The 16,000-nt window shown below is 44.9% G+C and carries 13 protein-coding genes and 1 pseudogene; 2 read left to right on the forward strand and 12 right to left on the reverse strand.

The features are described 5' to 3' along the window. Positions 1-28: 28 nt before the first annotated feature. From ACU70B_RS03745 to ACU70B_RS03765, 5 genes are all read right to left on the reverse strand, one after another. Positions 29-1,426, reverse strand: a complete 1,398-nt coding sequence (locus ACU70B_RS03745) for a HAMP domain-containing sensor histidine kinase (protein WP_447185015.1) — start codon at positions 1,424-1,426, stop codon at positions 29-31. Positions 1,427-1,428: 2 nt separating this feature from the next. Then, positions 1,429-2,076, reverse strand: a complete 648-nt coding sequence (locus tag ACU70B_RS03750; RefSeq protein WP_447185016.1) for a response regulator transcription factor — start codon at positions 2,074-2,076, stop codon at positions 1,429-1,431. 86 nt (positions 2,077-2,162) lie between these two features. Beyond that, positions 2,163-2,666 (reverse strand): anaerobic ribonucleoside-triphosphate reductase activating protein, encoded by a 504-nt coding sequence (nrdG, locus tag ACU70B_RS03755; protein ID WP_447185017.1) that lies wholly within the window; start codon positions 2,664-2,666, stop codon positions 2,163-2,165. Between the two features lie 11 nt (positions 2,667-2,677). Continuing rightward, complete coding sequence (nrdD, locus tag ACU70B_RS03760) at positions 2,678-4,816, reverse strand: anaerobic ribonucleoside-triphosphate reductase (RefSeq protein ID WP_447185018.1); 2,139 nt, start codon at positions 4,814-4,816, stop codon at positions 2,678-2,680. 200 nt (positions 4,817-5,016) lie between these two features. After that, positions 5,017-5,781: a MerR family transcriptional regulator gene (locus ACU70B_RS03765; protein WP_447185019.1), complete on the reverse strand. Its 765-nt coding sequence runs from the start codon at positions 5,779-5,781 to the stop codon at positions 5,017-5,019. 159 nt (positions 5,782-5,940) lie between these two features. Here ACU70B_RS03765 and ACU70B_RS03770 point away from each other — a divergent pair, with 159 nt between their 5' ends. Then, positions 5,941-7,275: an ISNCY family transposase gene (locus tag ACU70B_RS03770; protein WP_447183053.1), complete on the forward strand. Its 1,335-nt coding sequence runs from the start codon at positions 5,941-5,943 to the stop codon at positions 7,273-7,275. 285 nt (positions 7,276-7,560) lie between these two features. Here ACU70B_RS03770 and ACU70B_RS03775 read toward each other — a convergent pair whose 3' ends face one another. From ACU70B_RS03775 to ACU70B_RS03795, 5 genes are all read right to left on the reverse strand, one after another. Continuing rightward, the gene (locus tag ACU70B_RS03775; RefSeq protein ID WP_447185020.1) at positions 7,561-8,070 is read right to left on the reverse strand and encodes a GNAT family N-acetyltransferase; all 510 of its coding nucleotides are present in this window, start codon (positions 8,068-8,070) and stop codon (positions 7,561-7,563) included. Positions 8,071-8,126: 56 nt separating this feature from the next. Beyond that, the gene (locus ACU70B_RS03780) at positions 8,127-10,376 is read right to left on the reverse strand and encodes an ABC transporter permease (protein ID WP_447185021.1); all 2,250 of its coding nucleotides are present in this window, start codon (positions 10,374-10,376) and stop codon (positions 8,127-8,129) included. Continuing rightward, positions 10,376-11,074, reverse strand: a complete 699-nt coding sequence (locus tag ACU70B_RS03785) for an ABC transporter ATP-binding protein (protein ID WP_447185022.1) — start codon at positions 11,072-11,074, stop codon at positions 10,376-10,378. The genes ACU70B_RS03780 and ACU70B_RS03785 overlap by 1 nt, the downstream gene beginning before the upstream one ends. A gap of 1 nt (position 11,075) precedes the next feature. Continuing rightward, positions 11,076-11,708 (reverse strand): TetR/AcrR family transcriptional regulator, encoded by a 633-nt coding sequence (locus tag ACU70B_RS03790; protein ID WP_447185023.1) that lies wholly within the window; start codon positions 11,706-11,708, stop codon positions 11,076-11,078. Between the two features lie 389 nt (positions 11,709-12,097). After that, entirely contained in the window at positions 12,098-12,700 is a 603-nt protein-coding gene (locus tag ACU70B_RS03795; protein ID WP_447185024.1) for an FMN-dependent NADH-azoreductase, read from the reverse strand. A gap of 292 nt (positions 12,701-12,992) precedes the next feature. On the opposite strand from ACU70B_RS03795, the gene ACU70B_RS03800 reads away from it, so the two are divergent. Further along, positions 12,993-13,343: a winged helix-turn-helix transcriptional regulator gene (locus tag ACU70B_RS03800; protein ID WP_447185698.1), complete on the forward strand. Its 351-nt coding sequence runs from the start codon at positions 12,993-12,995 to the stop codon at positions 13,341-13,343. Positions 13,344-13,493: 150 nt separating this feature from the next. Here ACU70B_RS03800 and ACU70B_RS03805 read toward each other — a convergent pair. Both ACU70B_RS03805 and ACU70B_RS03810 read right to left on the reverse strand, forming a co-directional pair. Beyond that, a pseudogene (locus tag ACU70B_RS03805) lies at positions 13,494-13,625 on the reverse strand (PEP/pyruvate-binding domain-containing protein); the annotation flags it as partial. Between the two features lie 73 nt (positions 13,626-13,698). Next, entirely contained in the window at positions 13,699-15,963 is a 2,265-nt protein-coding gene (locus ACU70B_RS03810) for an ATP-binding cassette domain-containing protein (protein ID WP_447185699.1), read from the reverse strand. Positions 15,964-16,000: the final 37 nt, after the last annotated feature.

The following is a 16,000-nucleotide window of genomic DNA, read 5'->3' on the forward strand; positions in this document are numbered from 1 at the left end:
GCTTAATTACCAAGCTATAATCAACTTATTACAGACTTGTAAAAGATATTTTAGCATTGGTTCCCTTGCGGGGATGAGAAGAAAAGGATATTTCAGCGCCGTGGCGGGCAGCAATCTTTTCGCATAAGGATAACCCCAAACCAGCGCCGCCCTCGGCACGGCTGCGCGGTTTGTCCGCCCGATAAAACGCTTCGGTAATATGGCTGAGCTGTTCTTCAGTCATGCCTTTGCCGTTATCCCGGACGGTAATAACCTTTTTATCACCTTCACAGCAGGCTTCGATTTTGACCTTGCCGCCGCTATGGCAGGCTTTTATCCCATTATCCGTCAAATTTATCAGCAAGCATTTTAAAAGTTCAAAGTCCCCCGTCAGACTGTCATACTGACAGTCATATTCCAGCCGCACCTGTCTTTCTTCTGCCTTTGGCTGCAGTTCTTCCACTGTACCGCGCAAGAGCTCCGGAACCCTGACATCGGTAAAGGTGATCTCATCGTTGCGCAGCCGGGCCAAATCCAATAAGCGATGAGCTATATTCTGCAGCCGGCTGCATTCCGACATGACATAGCCGGCGGCCGAGAGCTTTTCTTCCTCCGTAGCGGCGGCTTTCTGGATGTATTCCGCATATCCGTAAATTGTCGTCAGCGGGGTGCGCATTTCATGAGCAAAATTGTCAATGAAAGCCTGCTTCCGTTGGGCCTGCTTGGCCAATTGCAGTATCTGGCCTTGGATTTCCTCGGCCATATTATTGAAGCTTTCCGCCATTTCAGCCAGCTCATCCTGGCCGGTCGCCGGAATCCGGTTTTCATAATTCCCCCGGGCGATGTTTTGTGAAGCAAGGGAGATTTGCTTCAGCGGCTTAAAGATATAGTTAAGCAGCAAAAGCAAACAGATGGCCAGCAGTAGGGAAAGAACGATTCCAAATGAAAATAAAATACGGGTCATCTTGTTCCATGACTCGACCGTTGCCGATAAATCATAAAGATAGGTCAATGTATAGGCAGTATAGGGAGCCGGGAGCAATCCTGCCACACTTATATACTCTTTATTCTTCAGTTTTACAGTGGATAAGACCCGATTGTTTGCCATTTGCTTTGGATTTTGACCGGGAACGATCTCCATTTCGGGTATGCCGGAATAGAGCGGATGCCCTTCCCGGGATAGAGCTAAAACCACATTTTGTTTGCCATAATAATGGACATACGGCTGAAAAAGCGGTCCCATTGCAGAATCTATCGAGGCTCCCCGGTTTTCTACGGCGTTTAAATCTTTGGCCAGGGCGGATGCGATAAAATAATGCTCGCCCAGGCAGCGTTCCCTGATGTTGCCCAGATTGCTGTTTAAATTGACGCAGGAAATCAGCAGAATGCTGCCGTTAAAGAAAAGGAGGAACAGCAGCAGGGTCAGAAAATAAGTTTTCAGTTTCATGCCTATACCTCTAAGCGATAGCCCAGTTTATACACGGTTACGATACGGTCTTCCCACCCCAGCTTTTTACGCAGTTTTTGAACATGCACATCGACCGTTCTGGTATCGCCTTCATAGTCGAACCCCCAGGCAAGCTCTAAAAGCTTTTCCCGTGATAGGGCAATGTTCCTGTTTTTTACGAAAGTTTCCAGCAGTTCATATTCCTTTGGGGTGCAATCAATAACCTTTCCGTCGGCAAATATCTGCCGGCTGTCAAAATTAATGATGATTTTATCAAGTTCAAAGCTGGCAGTTTCTTTTTTGGTTCGCCGCAGCACCGCATCTGCACGTGCCAGAAGCTCAAGCATTTCAAAAGGTTTGCTTAAATAATCATCAGCCCCCATCGTTAACCCTTTGACCCGGTCGGACAAAGAATTTTTGGCGGTAAGAAAGATCGTGGGAATATCTTTTATTCTTTTGAAAACCTCATAACCGTCAAGCTCCGGCAGCATCACGTCCAGCAGGATCAAGTCAAATGAATGCTGCCGGACGCAAACCAGGGCTTCTTTCCCGTCAAAGGCGGAAACGCATCTATGACCAACCAGATTAAGATTCCTTTTGATCAGCTCGTTGATGGGGATTTCATCCTCCACGATAAGAATATGTGCCATCTTCTCACCTCTGCTTCAATTTAGCACAGACTTATTATAAAGTTGTAAAAGAGTTGCGGGCATTGACGTGATTATTGAACCGAGCCTTAAAAGTCACCTGAATATGGCACGGCTTTTTTAACCGCAAGAGATTTCCCCAGATCCAGGATGCGCTGGTTGGATGAACCCCGGAAGGGGAGTTCGCTTCGTTTCTCCTTCATAAAGGGCCCGTCCACCATAATATCGCTTAAAGCCATAAGCTCGTAGGCCTGCGGATGGTTCAACAGTTCTTCGAAAGTGTAGCCGCTATAGATCAGCACCGACAGCTGGGGACACTCTTTCCGGATCAGGGCCACCAATTCCCTGCAGGCATCTATTTGTAAAAAGGGTTCGCCGCCGGACAAAGTGATGCCGTCAAGGAGTTCTGCTTTGGATACTATTTGTTCTGCAATGGCGGCAACCTCGACCGCGCAGCCGCCATTTTCCTTCCAGGTCTCGGGATTATGGCAGCCGGGACAGCTGCGGCGGCAGCCCTGCACAAAAACTACAAAACGCAGTCCGGGACCATCGGCACAGCTCTCTTCCGTTATGCCAGCCAAACGTATCTGCATGACATCATTTCCTAATTATGGGTAATGCGGCTCCGCAGCTCAGCCAGTTTGCCGTCGCCAAAACGATCAACCGTACTGAGGTAACCGGTAATCCTTCGGATACGCCGAATATTCTGATCAGGGTTGCCGCAAACGGGACAATCGCCGCTGATAATACCGGAATGGGCACACTGCGGACACTCGTCGATGGGAAAATTAACCCCCATATAGCCGATATCTTGCTTAAAACCATATTTTATGATGCTTTCCACTGCTTTCGGGTTATGATGCGGAGATTCCTTCAGTTCAACGTAAGAAATGTGGCCTGCATCACAGAGCTTGTGAAAGGGGCCTTCGATTTTCAGTTTTTCCTGGATGCTGATCGGGCAGTCGACCGGAATATGAAAACTGTTCGTATAATAACCTTTATCCGTAATACCCGGGATGACCCTGAATTTTTTGCGATCCAGTTTAATGAAGCGGCCGGATAGCCCCTCCGCCGGTGTTGCCAGGGCAGTGAAGTTCAGATGGTGCCTCTTGGTCATGTCCCGCACCGCCTGGGAAATACGCAGAACGATACGATAGCCTTCGTCAAAAGCCGCTCTGGATTCTCCGTGATGATGGCCGGTAAGCAGGATTAAGGCTTCCGCCAGGCCGATAAAGCCAATAGAAAGAGTGCCGTTTTTTACCGCTTCCGTAATATAATCTTCATCCTGAAGTTGCCCGCTGTCTATATAAAGCTTTTGTCCCATCAGGAAAGGCAGATCCTTTACCCGCAGGCGGCAAACCGTTTCGTAGCGATGAAGCAGCTGCTCTTCACAAAGCTGCAGCACTTTATCAAGGCTCCGGCAGAACTGATCGAGGCTTCCCTTCGCTTTGATGGCCAAACGGGGGAGATTTACAGTAACGAAACCGATGTTTCCCCGGGCTTCAGCCTGGGCCGGACCGTTCACATTGGCCTCCACCCTGGTGCGGCAGCCCATATAACTTACATCATCCCCATACGGTTGGTTGATGCTCATGTCCATATTGCTGAAGGTGGGGTTCATGCGCCGGGCGGATACCCTGCAGGCCAACTGGAATAAATCGTAATTGGGGTCGCCGGGATCAGTATTGACGCCTTTTTTCAGACGGAAAATCAGGTTGGGAAAAAGCGGCGTTTCGCCTCGGCCCAATCCTTTCTCGAAGGCCAGCAGAAGCTGTTCGATTATGAGCCGTTCCTCCGGACTGGTTCCTGTGCCGAAGTTTAGGGAAGAGAATGGAACCTGGGCTCCGGCCCGGGAATGCATGCTGTTCAGGTTATAGACCAAACCCTCCATGGCCTGGTAGACTATATTGACCATTTCTGCCAGCTCTTTTGCGGTAGCTGCCCTTTCCGCGGGGTTGCAGTCGGATTGAAGAACAGAAAAAGCTTGTGCGTATCCGGCCGGAACATAAGGGGCCAGGGCAGTTTCGAAGCGATGAAAGGACTGGCCGCCGTACATATCATTCTGATTGGACTGCAAGATGATGGCTGCCAGAGCGGTTGCACTGCCGATGCGCTGCGGAGGACGAATATATCCTTTGCCGGCATTGAAGCCTTGATTCAGCAACCGGGCCAGGGGAATCTGAAGGCAGTTGATAGTCTTTTCGTAATAATCAAGGTCGTGAATATGTATATCGCCATTGATATGGGCCTGGGCAATATAGTCGGGCATATGGTGCAGGTTATACCATTTCGAGCTTTCCGAGCCGATTTGCAGCATTTTGCCTGAAGGGGAATTGGACACATTGGCGTTGTCCCGGGTAGTTTCTTTAACAATGGCGGCAATTTCGTTCATAAGCCTGGAATTGGCATCGCGCTGGGAATCTCTTTTTTCCCGGAAAGAAATGAACGTACCCAATACATCATAAAGTTCATGCTCGGCTAATACGTTGACGGTGATGCGATAAACTTCCTGGGCGGGAATCTCTCCCCCCTGCACCTGTTCTTCAACGTTTGCCGCCACTTCCTCTGTCAACTTCTGCACCAGTGATCGGTTAATAGTGATTTCCTGTTCCTTACTGTGCAGCATAGCCTGGACGATGCCGTTGAATATACGGGCAGGGTCGAACAATTCCCTCCGCCCGTCACGTTTTATCAATTGCCGGGGCCCCATTTTATAATCATAAACGAGCTGCAGTTGTTTCACATATCATCTCTCCTTTAACGGGAATCTACTATACATTGTATATCTATTGCCGGAATAATACAAGATATGGTATAAGCAATGGAACCGTAGGGGACAAATATAAGTGAAACAACTTTGGCTGTTTACCCAAATTAAAAAGAAAAAGCCAGACTTGCGCAATTGAGCTTATCCGGCCCTGGTTTAAATTCTGCTTGAAAGCTTTATTTCTTCATCCCGGTGTAAATTAGAATTGCATCCCGTAAAAACTTGGTTGCACCAGGTTGCTGCTGGTCATAATATGATGTAAACCTTTCGTCATCAACATACATCCGAGCCAGGCCAGCATGAGCTTCTTTACTATAATCCCCCCAGGTAAAAATCAGCCACTGGCGATGCAATTCTGCGGTTTTTTGGGCTAGTTCACCAGCCGGGTCGCCATTGGCAAACGCCTCTGTCAGGGTGTCAATTACCTGGGCACCGAGTTCCTGCAACTGATTATATTGCTCCTGATCCATGCCTTTAAGTCTTTCATTCGATTGATCGATCCTCTCATTGCCATATTTCGCCCTGATTTCTTTACCGTACATTTTCTCATTGCTATCTATCATATTTTGTTTAAAGCCTTCAAACTTTTCTTTATCAGCCATAGTGATTCTCCCTTCAGTTAAAACTATGGTTTTCTCCACATTGACAATCAACAATTCCAGCTTTTGTTTCTTATCGAGCAGTTTGAGGCGATGTTCTTTCAGTGCCGCCAGTCCGTCAAATGATGGTGCAGTTATTATTTCTCTGATATTATCCAAACTCACTCCCAGCTCCCGATAAAAGAGAATTTGCTGCAGTCTGTCGACCTCAGCCGTCCCATATACCCGGTACCCCGAAGAATTGATTCTTGCCGGCGTAAGAATCCCGATCTCATCGTAATACCGCAGTGTCCGGCCGCTAATGCCCGCCATCCGGGCCAGTTTTTGCACTGTATATTCCATATCCTCATCTCCTCACAGAATCACTATAAACCTTAACGCAGCGTTAAAGTCAATAGCAAAGTTGTGCAAATGTCGTTAATCAGTGATAATGTCATGGTATAACTCTTCAGGGAAAATGTCATCCCCCAGAAAAGATATAATGGGAGGATGAAATTAGAAATGAGCAAACAAGAAGCAAGAAAAATAACTATCATCGAAGAACTGTTGGCAGGCCGGTTTACAAATAAGCAGGCTGCAGAGCTTTTAGACCTCAGTGTAAGACAAGTACAGCGGATGAAAGCGGAGGCATCCGCAAATGGGGTTATAAGTATTTTGCATAAGAATAGAGGACGGAAACCGGCTAATGCATTGGATCCTGAAGTTGCTGAAAAAATCTGCCGAATTTATCAAACGGAGTTGTCCGGATATAATTTTTGTCATGCTACCGATGTGCTTGCTGAAGATAAAGATATTTTTGTTTCGGTAAGCACTGTCTCAAGGTATCTTAGGGCCAGTGGTATTCGCTCTCCAAAGGCCAAGCGCAGACCCAAGAAACATCGTTCCAGAAATGCCCGGGAGCGCGAGGGTGAAATGATTCAGATGGATGCTTCCAGCTTTGATTGGCTTGGCAATGGTTCCTACTTGCACCTGCACGGTGCGGTTGACGATGCCACTGGTCGTATCCTGGCTCTTCATTTCGAAAAGGAAGAAACCTTTGAAGGTTATTGTGAACTGATGTTTCAGATGAATCAGAATGGGCACCTGCCAAGAGAAATCTACACTGATGGCAGAACCGTTTTTGTTTATAACAGCAAAAAGAAAAAGGAATTAACCCTTGAAGAAGAATTGGCCGGCAAAGTGGAAAAGCAGACTAACTTTGCCAGAGCCCTTAAAGAACTCAACATCCTGTTAATCATTGCCCGGTCTGCTCAGGCTAAAGGTGGTATTGAAAGGCTCTGGGAGACTTTACAGGACCGTTTGGCGAAAGATATGCAGCGTAAAGGAATTTCTTCTATCGAACAGGCTAATGATTTCCTAAAGCATTATATTCCCTACTACAACCGTAAATTCGCCGTCCAGGCTGCCAGCCCGGAAAAGGCCTATTTGCCTAAGCAAGATATGTCTGCATTGCAGTTGATTTTTGCCAAGCATGTAACAAGAAAAATCGATTCAGGGCTTTCCTTTTCCTTTGAGAACCATAAATACCGTCTGCCTGCCAAGGTGGAAAATATAAAAGTCCCTGCATCCCCTCATGATACGATTACTGTAGCAACCAGTAAGCATATCGGAATGCAGGTCCTTTACAAAGGCCTCGTTATTAAACCCGAATTGCTCAAAACTCAGCCCAAGGAAAGTATAGTACAAATACCTCAGCAGGACAATTCCTTGAATAGCCTGCCGGCTCAGCCCAAAATCAAGCCAAAGAACAAATCACCTTGGTTCGCATATAGTGAAATCTTCTATTCTAAGAGCCGCAGCAGGGATGACATTTCTGCTGCTGAGTTATCTAGGTAAAGGGGTGACATTTTCCCTGACCATTGACATAGCAAAGTTGTGCAAAGGAAAAAGGTATTCTATTCTGCCGGAATAATGTGGAGTATCTGGGAAGTGTTTTATGAGGGGCGAACAATCTGCGATGCCTTCAGTCGCAGTGGTGTATCTTTTCTGTAGAACGTTCCAATAAACGGGTACATAAAATGGGGATATCTATATTGACGGCGAAAAAATTGAGACAAACATCATAATCCTGTCTCAGGCAACTATCCGGGGCGGGAATGTTTGAGATACGTACTGGAATTTTCATAGCACAGCTGTAATGTCTAACCATCCATAAGCGGTTATCAGATTTGTGAACCCTTCCGTTTCAAGCAACTTGGTCTCAATTGGATGTCCGCCATGGCGTTCGTAAAATTTTCGATAGGGGCTATCAGAAAGAACCCAAAGTAATAACGAAGTTATGCCTGATTTTTCGAGTTCTTTAATTATTGATCGGAATAAAGTACTGCCAACTCCATTGTTTTGATGTTCCGGGCATATATAAATGGCATATAGTTCGCCCGCGTATGTTGGGCTTAGTGCTCTTTCCGGACCGGCAGCAGCAAAACCGATTATATTTTGAGTTTCGTCTTCGGCGACATAGATAAAAGAATTATGAAAGGGGAATTGTCTCCAACCTTCTTCCCGATCCCTATAGGATAAATTATTTAGATAGTTGTCATCGATAATTCCACGATAAGCGGTTTTCCACGTATCAACAGTAACCTTGGCAATTGATGGGATATCGCTAATAGTGGCTTTTCGGATATTCACTGGGGCACACAACCTTTCGAGTAATTTGTTTTAGCAAGTTACTGATTATAGTTTGCCTATTCCGTTCCCGCTTTTAGCGCCTCACTCATGGAAACCGCGATCACCTTCTTTGTACACAGCAGTTTGCTAAGCTGATAGGTCAGCATTATGGCCGCAAAGCAGATAATCACATAAAGCGGACTGATAATCGTTGGCAGCACTAAATTTATCATAGCGCCAAGATAGCTGTACATTGAAGTCATCGAAGCTGCCATTACAGGAATGCTGATAATAAATCCGGCCACTACCACCAAAGTAGGACTGTTCAGTATCAGAGCACTGATTTCCCGGCGCCTGTAGCCAAAAATCTTGAAAAGGGAGATTGTGTTTTTATTTTCCTCTATAATCAGCGAGGTTACCAGATAGATGATAATCAAGCCCACGACACAGGCGATAATGGTCATCATAAGCACCATAGAAACCATCGGCCCCAGCAGTTCATCCACAGCATCAGCGGTCTCGCTTAACGACTTTATTCCTGCCAGGCGTTTTTCGGGAATGTCAAGCTTTTTTGTACTCCAAAGCCCGGTGTAGCTGTCTTCGGGAAGTCCCAGCCGGGTGTTAAACTCGGCCGCCGGTATAAAAATAAACTGCCCCGCATAGGAACCGGCAACAGCATCAATATGAAAAGTGTAACGCTTTCCATCCTGCTTATTTATGAAGCTTGCGCTGTCGCCTGCCTTAATACCCAGCCGATCTGCCAAAGGCTTGGTAATGTTGGTCTGGTTATTGGGAAGCAGGCTACCGGCATTGCTGTTCAGTGTCAAAATGGTCGAATCCGGCTCAACGCCGGTAATATAAAACTCAATTTTTTCATTATTTTCAGGATAAAACCTTCCGGCGGAGAAAACCTCCGCACCTTCCGGCGCCTTACCGTATTGTATATCCTTAAAGGCATATTCGTATTCAAACCGGTAGGTGTCGGCAGTGCTGTTTTTAAATACATAATCCATAGAATTCATTATCGTGAAACCCAGGAGCATAAGTACGGAGGCGCTGGTAACGCCCAAAAGCAGGAACAGCAGTCTTGAAATGCTTCTCACTTGCTCCCGCAGCTTAAATTTGGTGCTGAACTTAAACCTTTCCAGTTTAAGAGCGCGTTCTATAGCATTGACACCGCTTTTTTGCTTTTCGCCTTTCATAAGCTCCGCCGGGGAGCGTTTCAATTCCTTAAATATAACAATATAGCCGCTGGCGCCTAAAAACAATACTGGGGTCAATATTCCAATCATAACATTAAAAGCACTTAGTTCAATGCCAGTAACGGGGACATTATAATATGAAACCATAGCCATAACCGAAGGCCCTATGGACGGCAGCGCCAGCAGGCTTCCTATAGCTCCGCCTGATAAGGCGAGCAGCAAAGGAACAGCCATATAATGACGCATTAACTCAAACCGCCGGTAACCTTGCGCGTAAAGTGTACCTATAATGACCGAGTCATGCCGAATTACACGCCATATCATGATGCCTATAATCAAGCAGGACAAAATCAACATGGCCGCAGGCACCGGTACGCTCATCGTCTTTAAGCCGGTTATGGACGCCCAAGCCATTCTTGCCCGTTTATTGTTCATAATGTCAATCCAGTCGGACTCGACTATGCCTTCATCATGCAAACGTTCCCGAAATTCAGCCGCCTGCTTATTAAGGCTCTGGGTTCGGTCATGAAACCTTACGGAATAAATGGTGGAAACGTTTTCAACACCCGCAAAATCTCCTCGATTTATAACGCCCACACCGAAGTTGCATGGCGATACCATGATATCGTGTACGCTTTTTAAGGGATAGATATAGTGGGGCAAAGACACCAAGCCCACCACAGTGAAGGTTTTGCCCGCCGCTTCAATTTGGCTTCCCACCGGATACCCGTTTGCTTGGGCGAAGGCAGGGTCAAGCAGTATTTCTCCCGTACCGGAAAGCGCCTGCCCCTCAATGACAGCCGGGATGTTGAGCTTTTCCGTTTCACTAAGCAGCCGCAGGGTAAGCGAGTCGGAAAGGGAGGCGTCATAGCTCCGGTATCCGTCTATGATGGCATCGGTTTCCTTTTCCATTTCTTCGAGCTTAAGGATACCCCGGTCGGTTGAAAAGGACAGATCTTCCTGCATATGCCCCTCTGTAAATGTGGTGACCAGAGTATCGAGATTCTGAGAAATCCCCGCCGCCAGAATAAACGCATAACTTCCTAGGATGATTAGCACAAGAACACCAAGATAGCGCAGGGGGGTTTCTCTCAGTGTCCGCAAAACTCTCTTATTCAGCGCCATTACCATTCAATCCTTTCCGCCGGAAAAATCGTCTGATTAATTATATCTTCTACGATTTCTCCGTTCCTGAGCTTAAATACTCTATTGGCCATAGAGGCAATGGCGGTATTATGGGTTATCATCAAAATGGTTGTTCCATATTCTTCGTTCACCTGCTGCAGCAGGTTCAATATACTGCGGGACGTCTGATAATCAAGTGCCCCGGTCGGTTCGTCACACAGCAGCAGCTTGGGATTCTTGACAATGGCCCTGGCAATGGAGACCCTTTGCTGCTCGCCTCCACTCAGCTCCCGGGGGAAGCTATGCTTTTTATCCTGCACTCCGACTGCCGCCAGAACTTCATCGATGTTCAAGGGGGATTTACTGATGCTGGCAACCACCTCGATGTTTTCCCCGACGGTAAGGTTGGGCACCAGATTGTAGAACTGAAAAACAAAACCCACTTTTTCACGCCTGTAATCTGTCAGTCGGTCGTCGTTCAAACGGTTTATCTCGACCCCGCCAACAGTGACAGAGCCGCTGTCGCCGCGATCAATGCCGCCGATGATATTCATCATGGTGGATTTTCCTGAACCGGACGGCCCGAGAATGATGCCAATTTTTCCTTTTTCCAGCTTCAGTCCGATTCCCTTTAAAACCTGATTTTTAACCACGCCCGACGTATAGCTTTTTTTCAAATCGGAAACGTCAATAAACATGTTATTGCTCCTCCTCTTTATAAAAACAGCGTTTCATTAGGTCAAAATAATCATCCCATTCGTCAAGCACTTCCATACCGATATCCTCAAAGGAATCTACTGCATCTCTTTGCTGTTCGGCAAAACCCAGTATCGCCCAGTTAATAATATTAATCGCTTTTTGAACATCAATATCATCACGGAATTTTGTCAAATCTATATTCTTATAACCTCTTTCTAAACCGCCGGCAATGAGGCTTTTTCCCAGTTTATTGATTTCAGGTTTCACTTCGGCAGCCTCCTCATGGGCTAAAGCCTTAAGAAAAATAAATACCGGCGGGAATTTTTTATAAACCTTAAATTTAACTAATCCGATGGCTTTCATTCTCCTGAAAATATCAGTTTCATTCCAATCTACTTCGTCGTAGATTTTATCTACAATCTCAACCATATAGTCTATCAAGAATAAATACAGTTCCTTTTTGCTGTTGAAATAGTTAAATAATGACCCTTTCGATATTCCTGCTTCTTTTATAATCTCATTGGTAGAAGCCTTGTCATAACCTTTTTGGGCAAACTCCTTAAGAGCAGCATTAATAATACGTTCCCGCTTCTCCGCTTCCAAATTAATAAATTTCGGATAAATGACAGCCACCTCATCTCTATGTAGATATAGACAGGGCAATGACCACATCGGTCAATCCTATTTTACACCGGAATGACCAAAGTGGTCAATAAACTTTTTGAAATTTCCGGATGGGGCGGCAGACCTACGCTTGCGGGAACCATTCCAACTACAAGTGCTTCCGTGGTCCCAACAGATATTGCCCCTGCTATTTCACCCTGTCCGCTGCAAAGACCATTTGATCCTGAGCAGCTTTCCCAACGCCATAGTAAAAGGAGGTTTCAGAGTTAGCGCTGAAAACCCCCTTTCACTATTTATTGACTCTGTCTGGCAGGGACATGAGCTTCAGGTAGTCAAGCCGGTAAGGTTATATGCCCGGACTTATATGTAATTTGGGTATTTACGCAGTTTTCTAAAAATCAGAAGCTTTTGGCAAAAGCCTGCGCCCTGGTTATTGCGCCGGCAATTATGGCTTCGGCATCCTGCTCTCTAGCATCCAAGTTATCTGCTGCTATCGTAGTAAAATCTGTGATTCCCAAATAACCTAAAATTATCCTCAGATATCTGTCTCCCATTTCCCAAACAACCAGTTCACCTTCGGAAAAATTTCCGCCTCTTGAAGTGATATTTACCGCTTTTTTGTTATTGCACAGTCCTACAGGGCCTTCTGCCGTGTATTTAAAGGTGATGTTGGCAACACTTATATAGTCAATATAAGCCTTTAATATGGCGGGGATACTCAAATTCCATAAAGGCTCGGCAAATACATATTTATCTGCGTCCAAAAACTGGTAGGCATATTTGAGGATTGGATCGCTTCTTCCTTCACCTGGCTCCACAAAATGCATCCTGACTCCTTCTGCAGATAAAAAAGCAATACCTTCTTTATATAAATCCAGAGTTACGATTGTATCGTCAGGGTTGTGCTCCTTGTAGGCTTCAATAAACTTGTCCGATATTTTGAAGGTTCTTGATGCTCCTTCAGGTTTGGGATTGGCTTTGATATAAAGTACTGTGCTCATTTTTTCTGCTCCTTTCTTAATCTCATTTATGAATTACTTCTCCAAGCTGATCTCTCTTACCGGATTTTCCACCAATTTGCCATACCGCTTGAATCTTGATCCCTTTTCATAAGTCAAATGGATATCATAATTAGCCTTGTACTTTAACTGTTTGTTTTAAAATCTATTTTATTAATAACATTACGGTACCACTTAAACAAGTAGGCACTATTTTGTGCTATAGTATACAAAAAGATACTTAAAATGAGGTGGTAATTTGACGAGCAATAAAGAAATACACGAAGCGTGTTTTATGAAAGAAAAGTGCTTACAGTATGATACCTGCCCAATGGTTTTGGTCCAAAACCTTCTTGCGGGCAAGAGGAAAATCTTAATCCTGTGGTACTTAAACTACGGCACATTAAGATTTAATGAGATTAGAAAAAAAATTCCCGATGTAACCCAAAAAATGCTAACACAGCAATTGAGGAGTCTGGAAAAAGATGGATTGATATATCGGAACGTCTATCCGGTTGTTCCTCCCAAGGTAGAGTATGGATTGACAAAATTGGGCAAAAAAATAATACCCATACTAAAGATGATGCATGGTTTCGGGGCGGATTACTTGGAAAAGAACCCAAATATTCCGGATGGAAATTGTTAAATTGAGACTTTTGCATGAAAAACACGTTCTTTTCTTAACAGCGTTGCTTTTGCCCACCCCGTTAGCACATAACAGGGCTATTTTATCGTTGCGGCCAATCGATAACCGCCAGATCGACCTTGGGATGATCGATATCGCCTGAGGTGTCTAAAGGTTTGCCCAGCATTTCTTGACATGGAGAATTACCGCTTCCTCTTTGCGGACGCCTAAGTAGGTCTTCTGCTGTCCTGCAAATGACGCAGTTGGTAAACCTTCCGCTGTTGCGCTGGAGCGGACAGCAACCGGTAAATTGTCCATAACTACCAACCAATCGCCACAACAACGGTTCATAATTGTTCGTTTGCTGCCTAAATATTTACCTCTGGCCGCCTAAATACTGTTTTAGATGAGCACTTGTAACGGATTTTTTACAATTAAGCAGCTCTTGCGGTGTTCCCTCAAACATAATTTTGCCGCCCTGCTCTCCGGCTCCGGGACCTAGATCAATTATCCAGTCCGCATGACAAATCATCTCTAAATTGTGTTCAATTACAATTAGAGTACTGCCATGATTTAATAATTCTTCAAACACTGCCAACAGTGTTTCTATATCAAAAAAATGTAGCCCTGTTGTTGGTTCGTCGAACACATATATTTTTCCCGGCTGTCCTAATTCAGCGGCTAATTTTAACCGTTGCAGTTCTCCACCAGATAATGTGGTAAGAGATTGCCCTAAACTCAAGTATCCTAAACCAATTTTTTTCAGTTGGTTTAAGCTGTCGGTTATTTCCGGTTCCATGAAAAATCTCACCGCTTCATCAACATCCATATTAAGCACGTCACTAATGCTTTTTCCGTGCCACAAATATTTCAGCACTTGTTTAGTAAAACGTTTCCCTCCGCAAAGCTCGCATACATCTGTTACGCTTTCCATAAAGGCCAAGTCGAGCTCGACTAAACCAAGTCCCTTGCAATTCGGGCAGGCTCCTTTTGAATTGAAGCTGAAACATGCATCGCTCACACCGTTCTTACGCGCAAACAAATTTCTGATATTATCAAAGATGCTGGTGAAAGTGGCAATGTTGGAACGACGGTTAGTTGTAATCGGTTTTTGATCGATAACGACACATTCGGGATAGTGCTGCGGAAGTATTCTATCAAACAAAGTGCTTTTCCCAGAACCAGCAACACCGGTCACCATTGTTAATATACCTTTTGGTATCTGTACATTTACATTGTGAATGTTGAACATAGAAGCATTGCTGATTTCAAGCCAGCCGCTCGGTTTTCTGTAATTGCTCTTAATACTATGCTTTTGCAGCATGTATCTTGAGGTCAGGGTGGGGGTCGCGTAAAAAGCGTTCATATCCCCTTGAAACATAACTCGCCCACCGTTTTTTCCCGAATAAGGCCCTATTTCAATTATGTTGTCCGCAATTTGAATAACGTCTGGGTCGTGTTCTACAATCAGAATAGTGTTGCCCTTATCCCTTAGCTTGAAAAATAGTTGGTTAATTTTATAAATATCAGCCGGATGCAGACCCACGCTCGGTTCATCAAAAATATAAATAAGTCCATTCAGGCTGCTTCCAAGTTGTCGTATCATTTTGATACGCTGTGATTCGCCCCCCGACAAAGTTGAAGTGGCACGATTCAGCGTTAAATATCCAAGACCAACACTTTCTGCAAAGGCAAGCTGCTGTAAAATAGCCTGTGTCACAGTATCAACTTGATTGACTTGTATAGCCTCAATAAAAGAGATTAGTTCCGTAATTGGCATATTGGCGCAATCCGTAATATTTTTCCCGTTGATTTTGCAACTGGATACTTTAGGATTCAGCCGGCTACCGGAACAGGCCGGGCAAACTTTTTCCATCACAACCCGGTTAATATCTGCTTGATATAGCTTTGCGTCACGGCAGCTTTTTGACAAGTACGTTCTTTTAATACGCGGTATCACACCCTCGTATTTTGAGGTAGGAGGCCATTCGCTTGTCGGATTTTTAGGTTTGAACCCGGATTTATAAAGCAAGGTATCAAGTTCATCAGGCGTATAGTCTTTCAGCTTTTTATCATTGTCAAAAAGTTCTGTGTGTATATAGCGTTTCCATCGGACGCCGCCGGGATAAAAAGTAGGAAAACGGATAGCCCCCTCATTAAGGGATTTCTCTTTATCCAATAATTTGTCAATATCAAAATCCTGCACAACTCCAAGCCCTTGACATTCTTTGCACATCCCCTGCGGATTATTGAACGAAAATGCATCAGAGTATCCAACAAATGGAGTGCCGATTCTTGAAAACAAAAGCCTCAGCAAGCTATAAATATCTGTAACCGTGCCAACAGTAGAACGATTGTTGTCACCAAGTCTTTTTTGATTGATGATAATGGAAACAGACAGGTTTTGTATGGACTCCACATTGGGCTTTCCATAGTGAGGCAGGCGATTCCTGATAAAACTGGAGTAGGTTTCATTTAATTGCCGTTGTGATTCCGCTGCAATAGTATCGAACACCAATGCGGATTTTCCAGAGCCGGAAACACCGACAACGGAAGTTATCTTGCTCTTGAGTATGGATACGCTCACATTTTTTAAATTTTTTTCTTTTGCTCCGCTTATAATTATTTCATTAGTAATGATAATACTTACCTCCAATCTTGATATGGTCTCATTTTCA

It is taken from the genome of Syntrophomonas curvata, from assembly GCF_052976825.1.

What these genes read in the sequence shown, in the direction of transcription:
- ACU70B_RS03745 (WP_447185015.1), bottom strand. Translation starts at nt 1,426, where the DNA reads ATGAAACTGAAAACTTATTTTCTGACCCTGCTGCTGTTCCTCCTTTTC.
- ACU70B_RS03750 (WP_447185016.1), bottom strand. Translation starts at nt 2,076, where the DNA reads ATGGCACATATTCTTATCGTGGAGGATGAAATCCCCATCAACGAGCTG.
- nrdG (WP_447185017.1), bottom strand. Translation starts at nt 2,666, where the DNA reads ATGCAGATACGTTTGGCTGGCATAACGGAAGAGAGCTGTGCCGATGGT.
- ACU70B_RS03765 (WP_447185019.1), bottom strand. Translation starts at nt 5,781, where the DNA reads ATGGAATATACAGTGCAAAAACTGGCCCGGATGGCGGGCATTAGCGGC.
- ACU70B_RS03770 (WP_447183053.1), top strand. Translation starts at nt 5,941, where the DNA reads ATGAGCAAACAAGAAGCAAGAAAAATAACTATCATCGAAGAACTGTTG.
- ACU70B_RS03780 (WP_447185021.1), bottom strand. Translation starts at nt 10,376, where the DNA reads ATGGCGCTGAATAAGAGAGTTTTGCGGACACTGAGAGAAACCCCCCTG.
- ACU70B_RS03785 (WP_447185022.1), bottom strand. Translation starts at nt 11,074, where the DNA reads ATGTTTATTGACGTTTCCGATTTGAAAAAAAGCTATACGTCGGGCGTG.
- ACU70B_RS03795 (WP_447185024.1), bottom strand. Translation starts at nt 12,700, where the DNA reads ATGAGCACAGTACTTTATATCAAAGCCAATCCCAAACCTGAAGGAGCA.
- ACU70B_RS03800 (WP_447185698.1), top strand. Translation starts at nt 12,993, where the DNA reads ATGAAAGAAAAGTGCTTACAGTATGATACCTGCCCAATGGTTTTGGTC.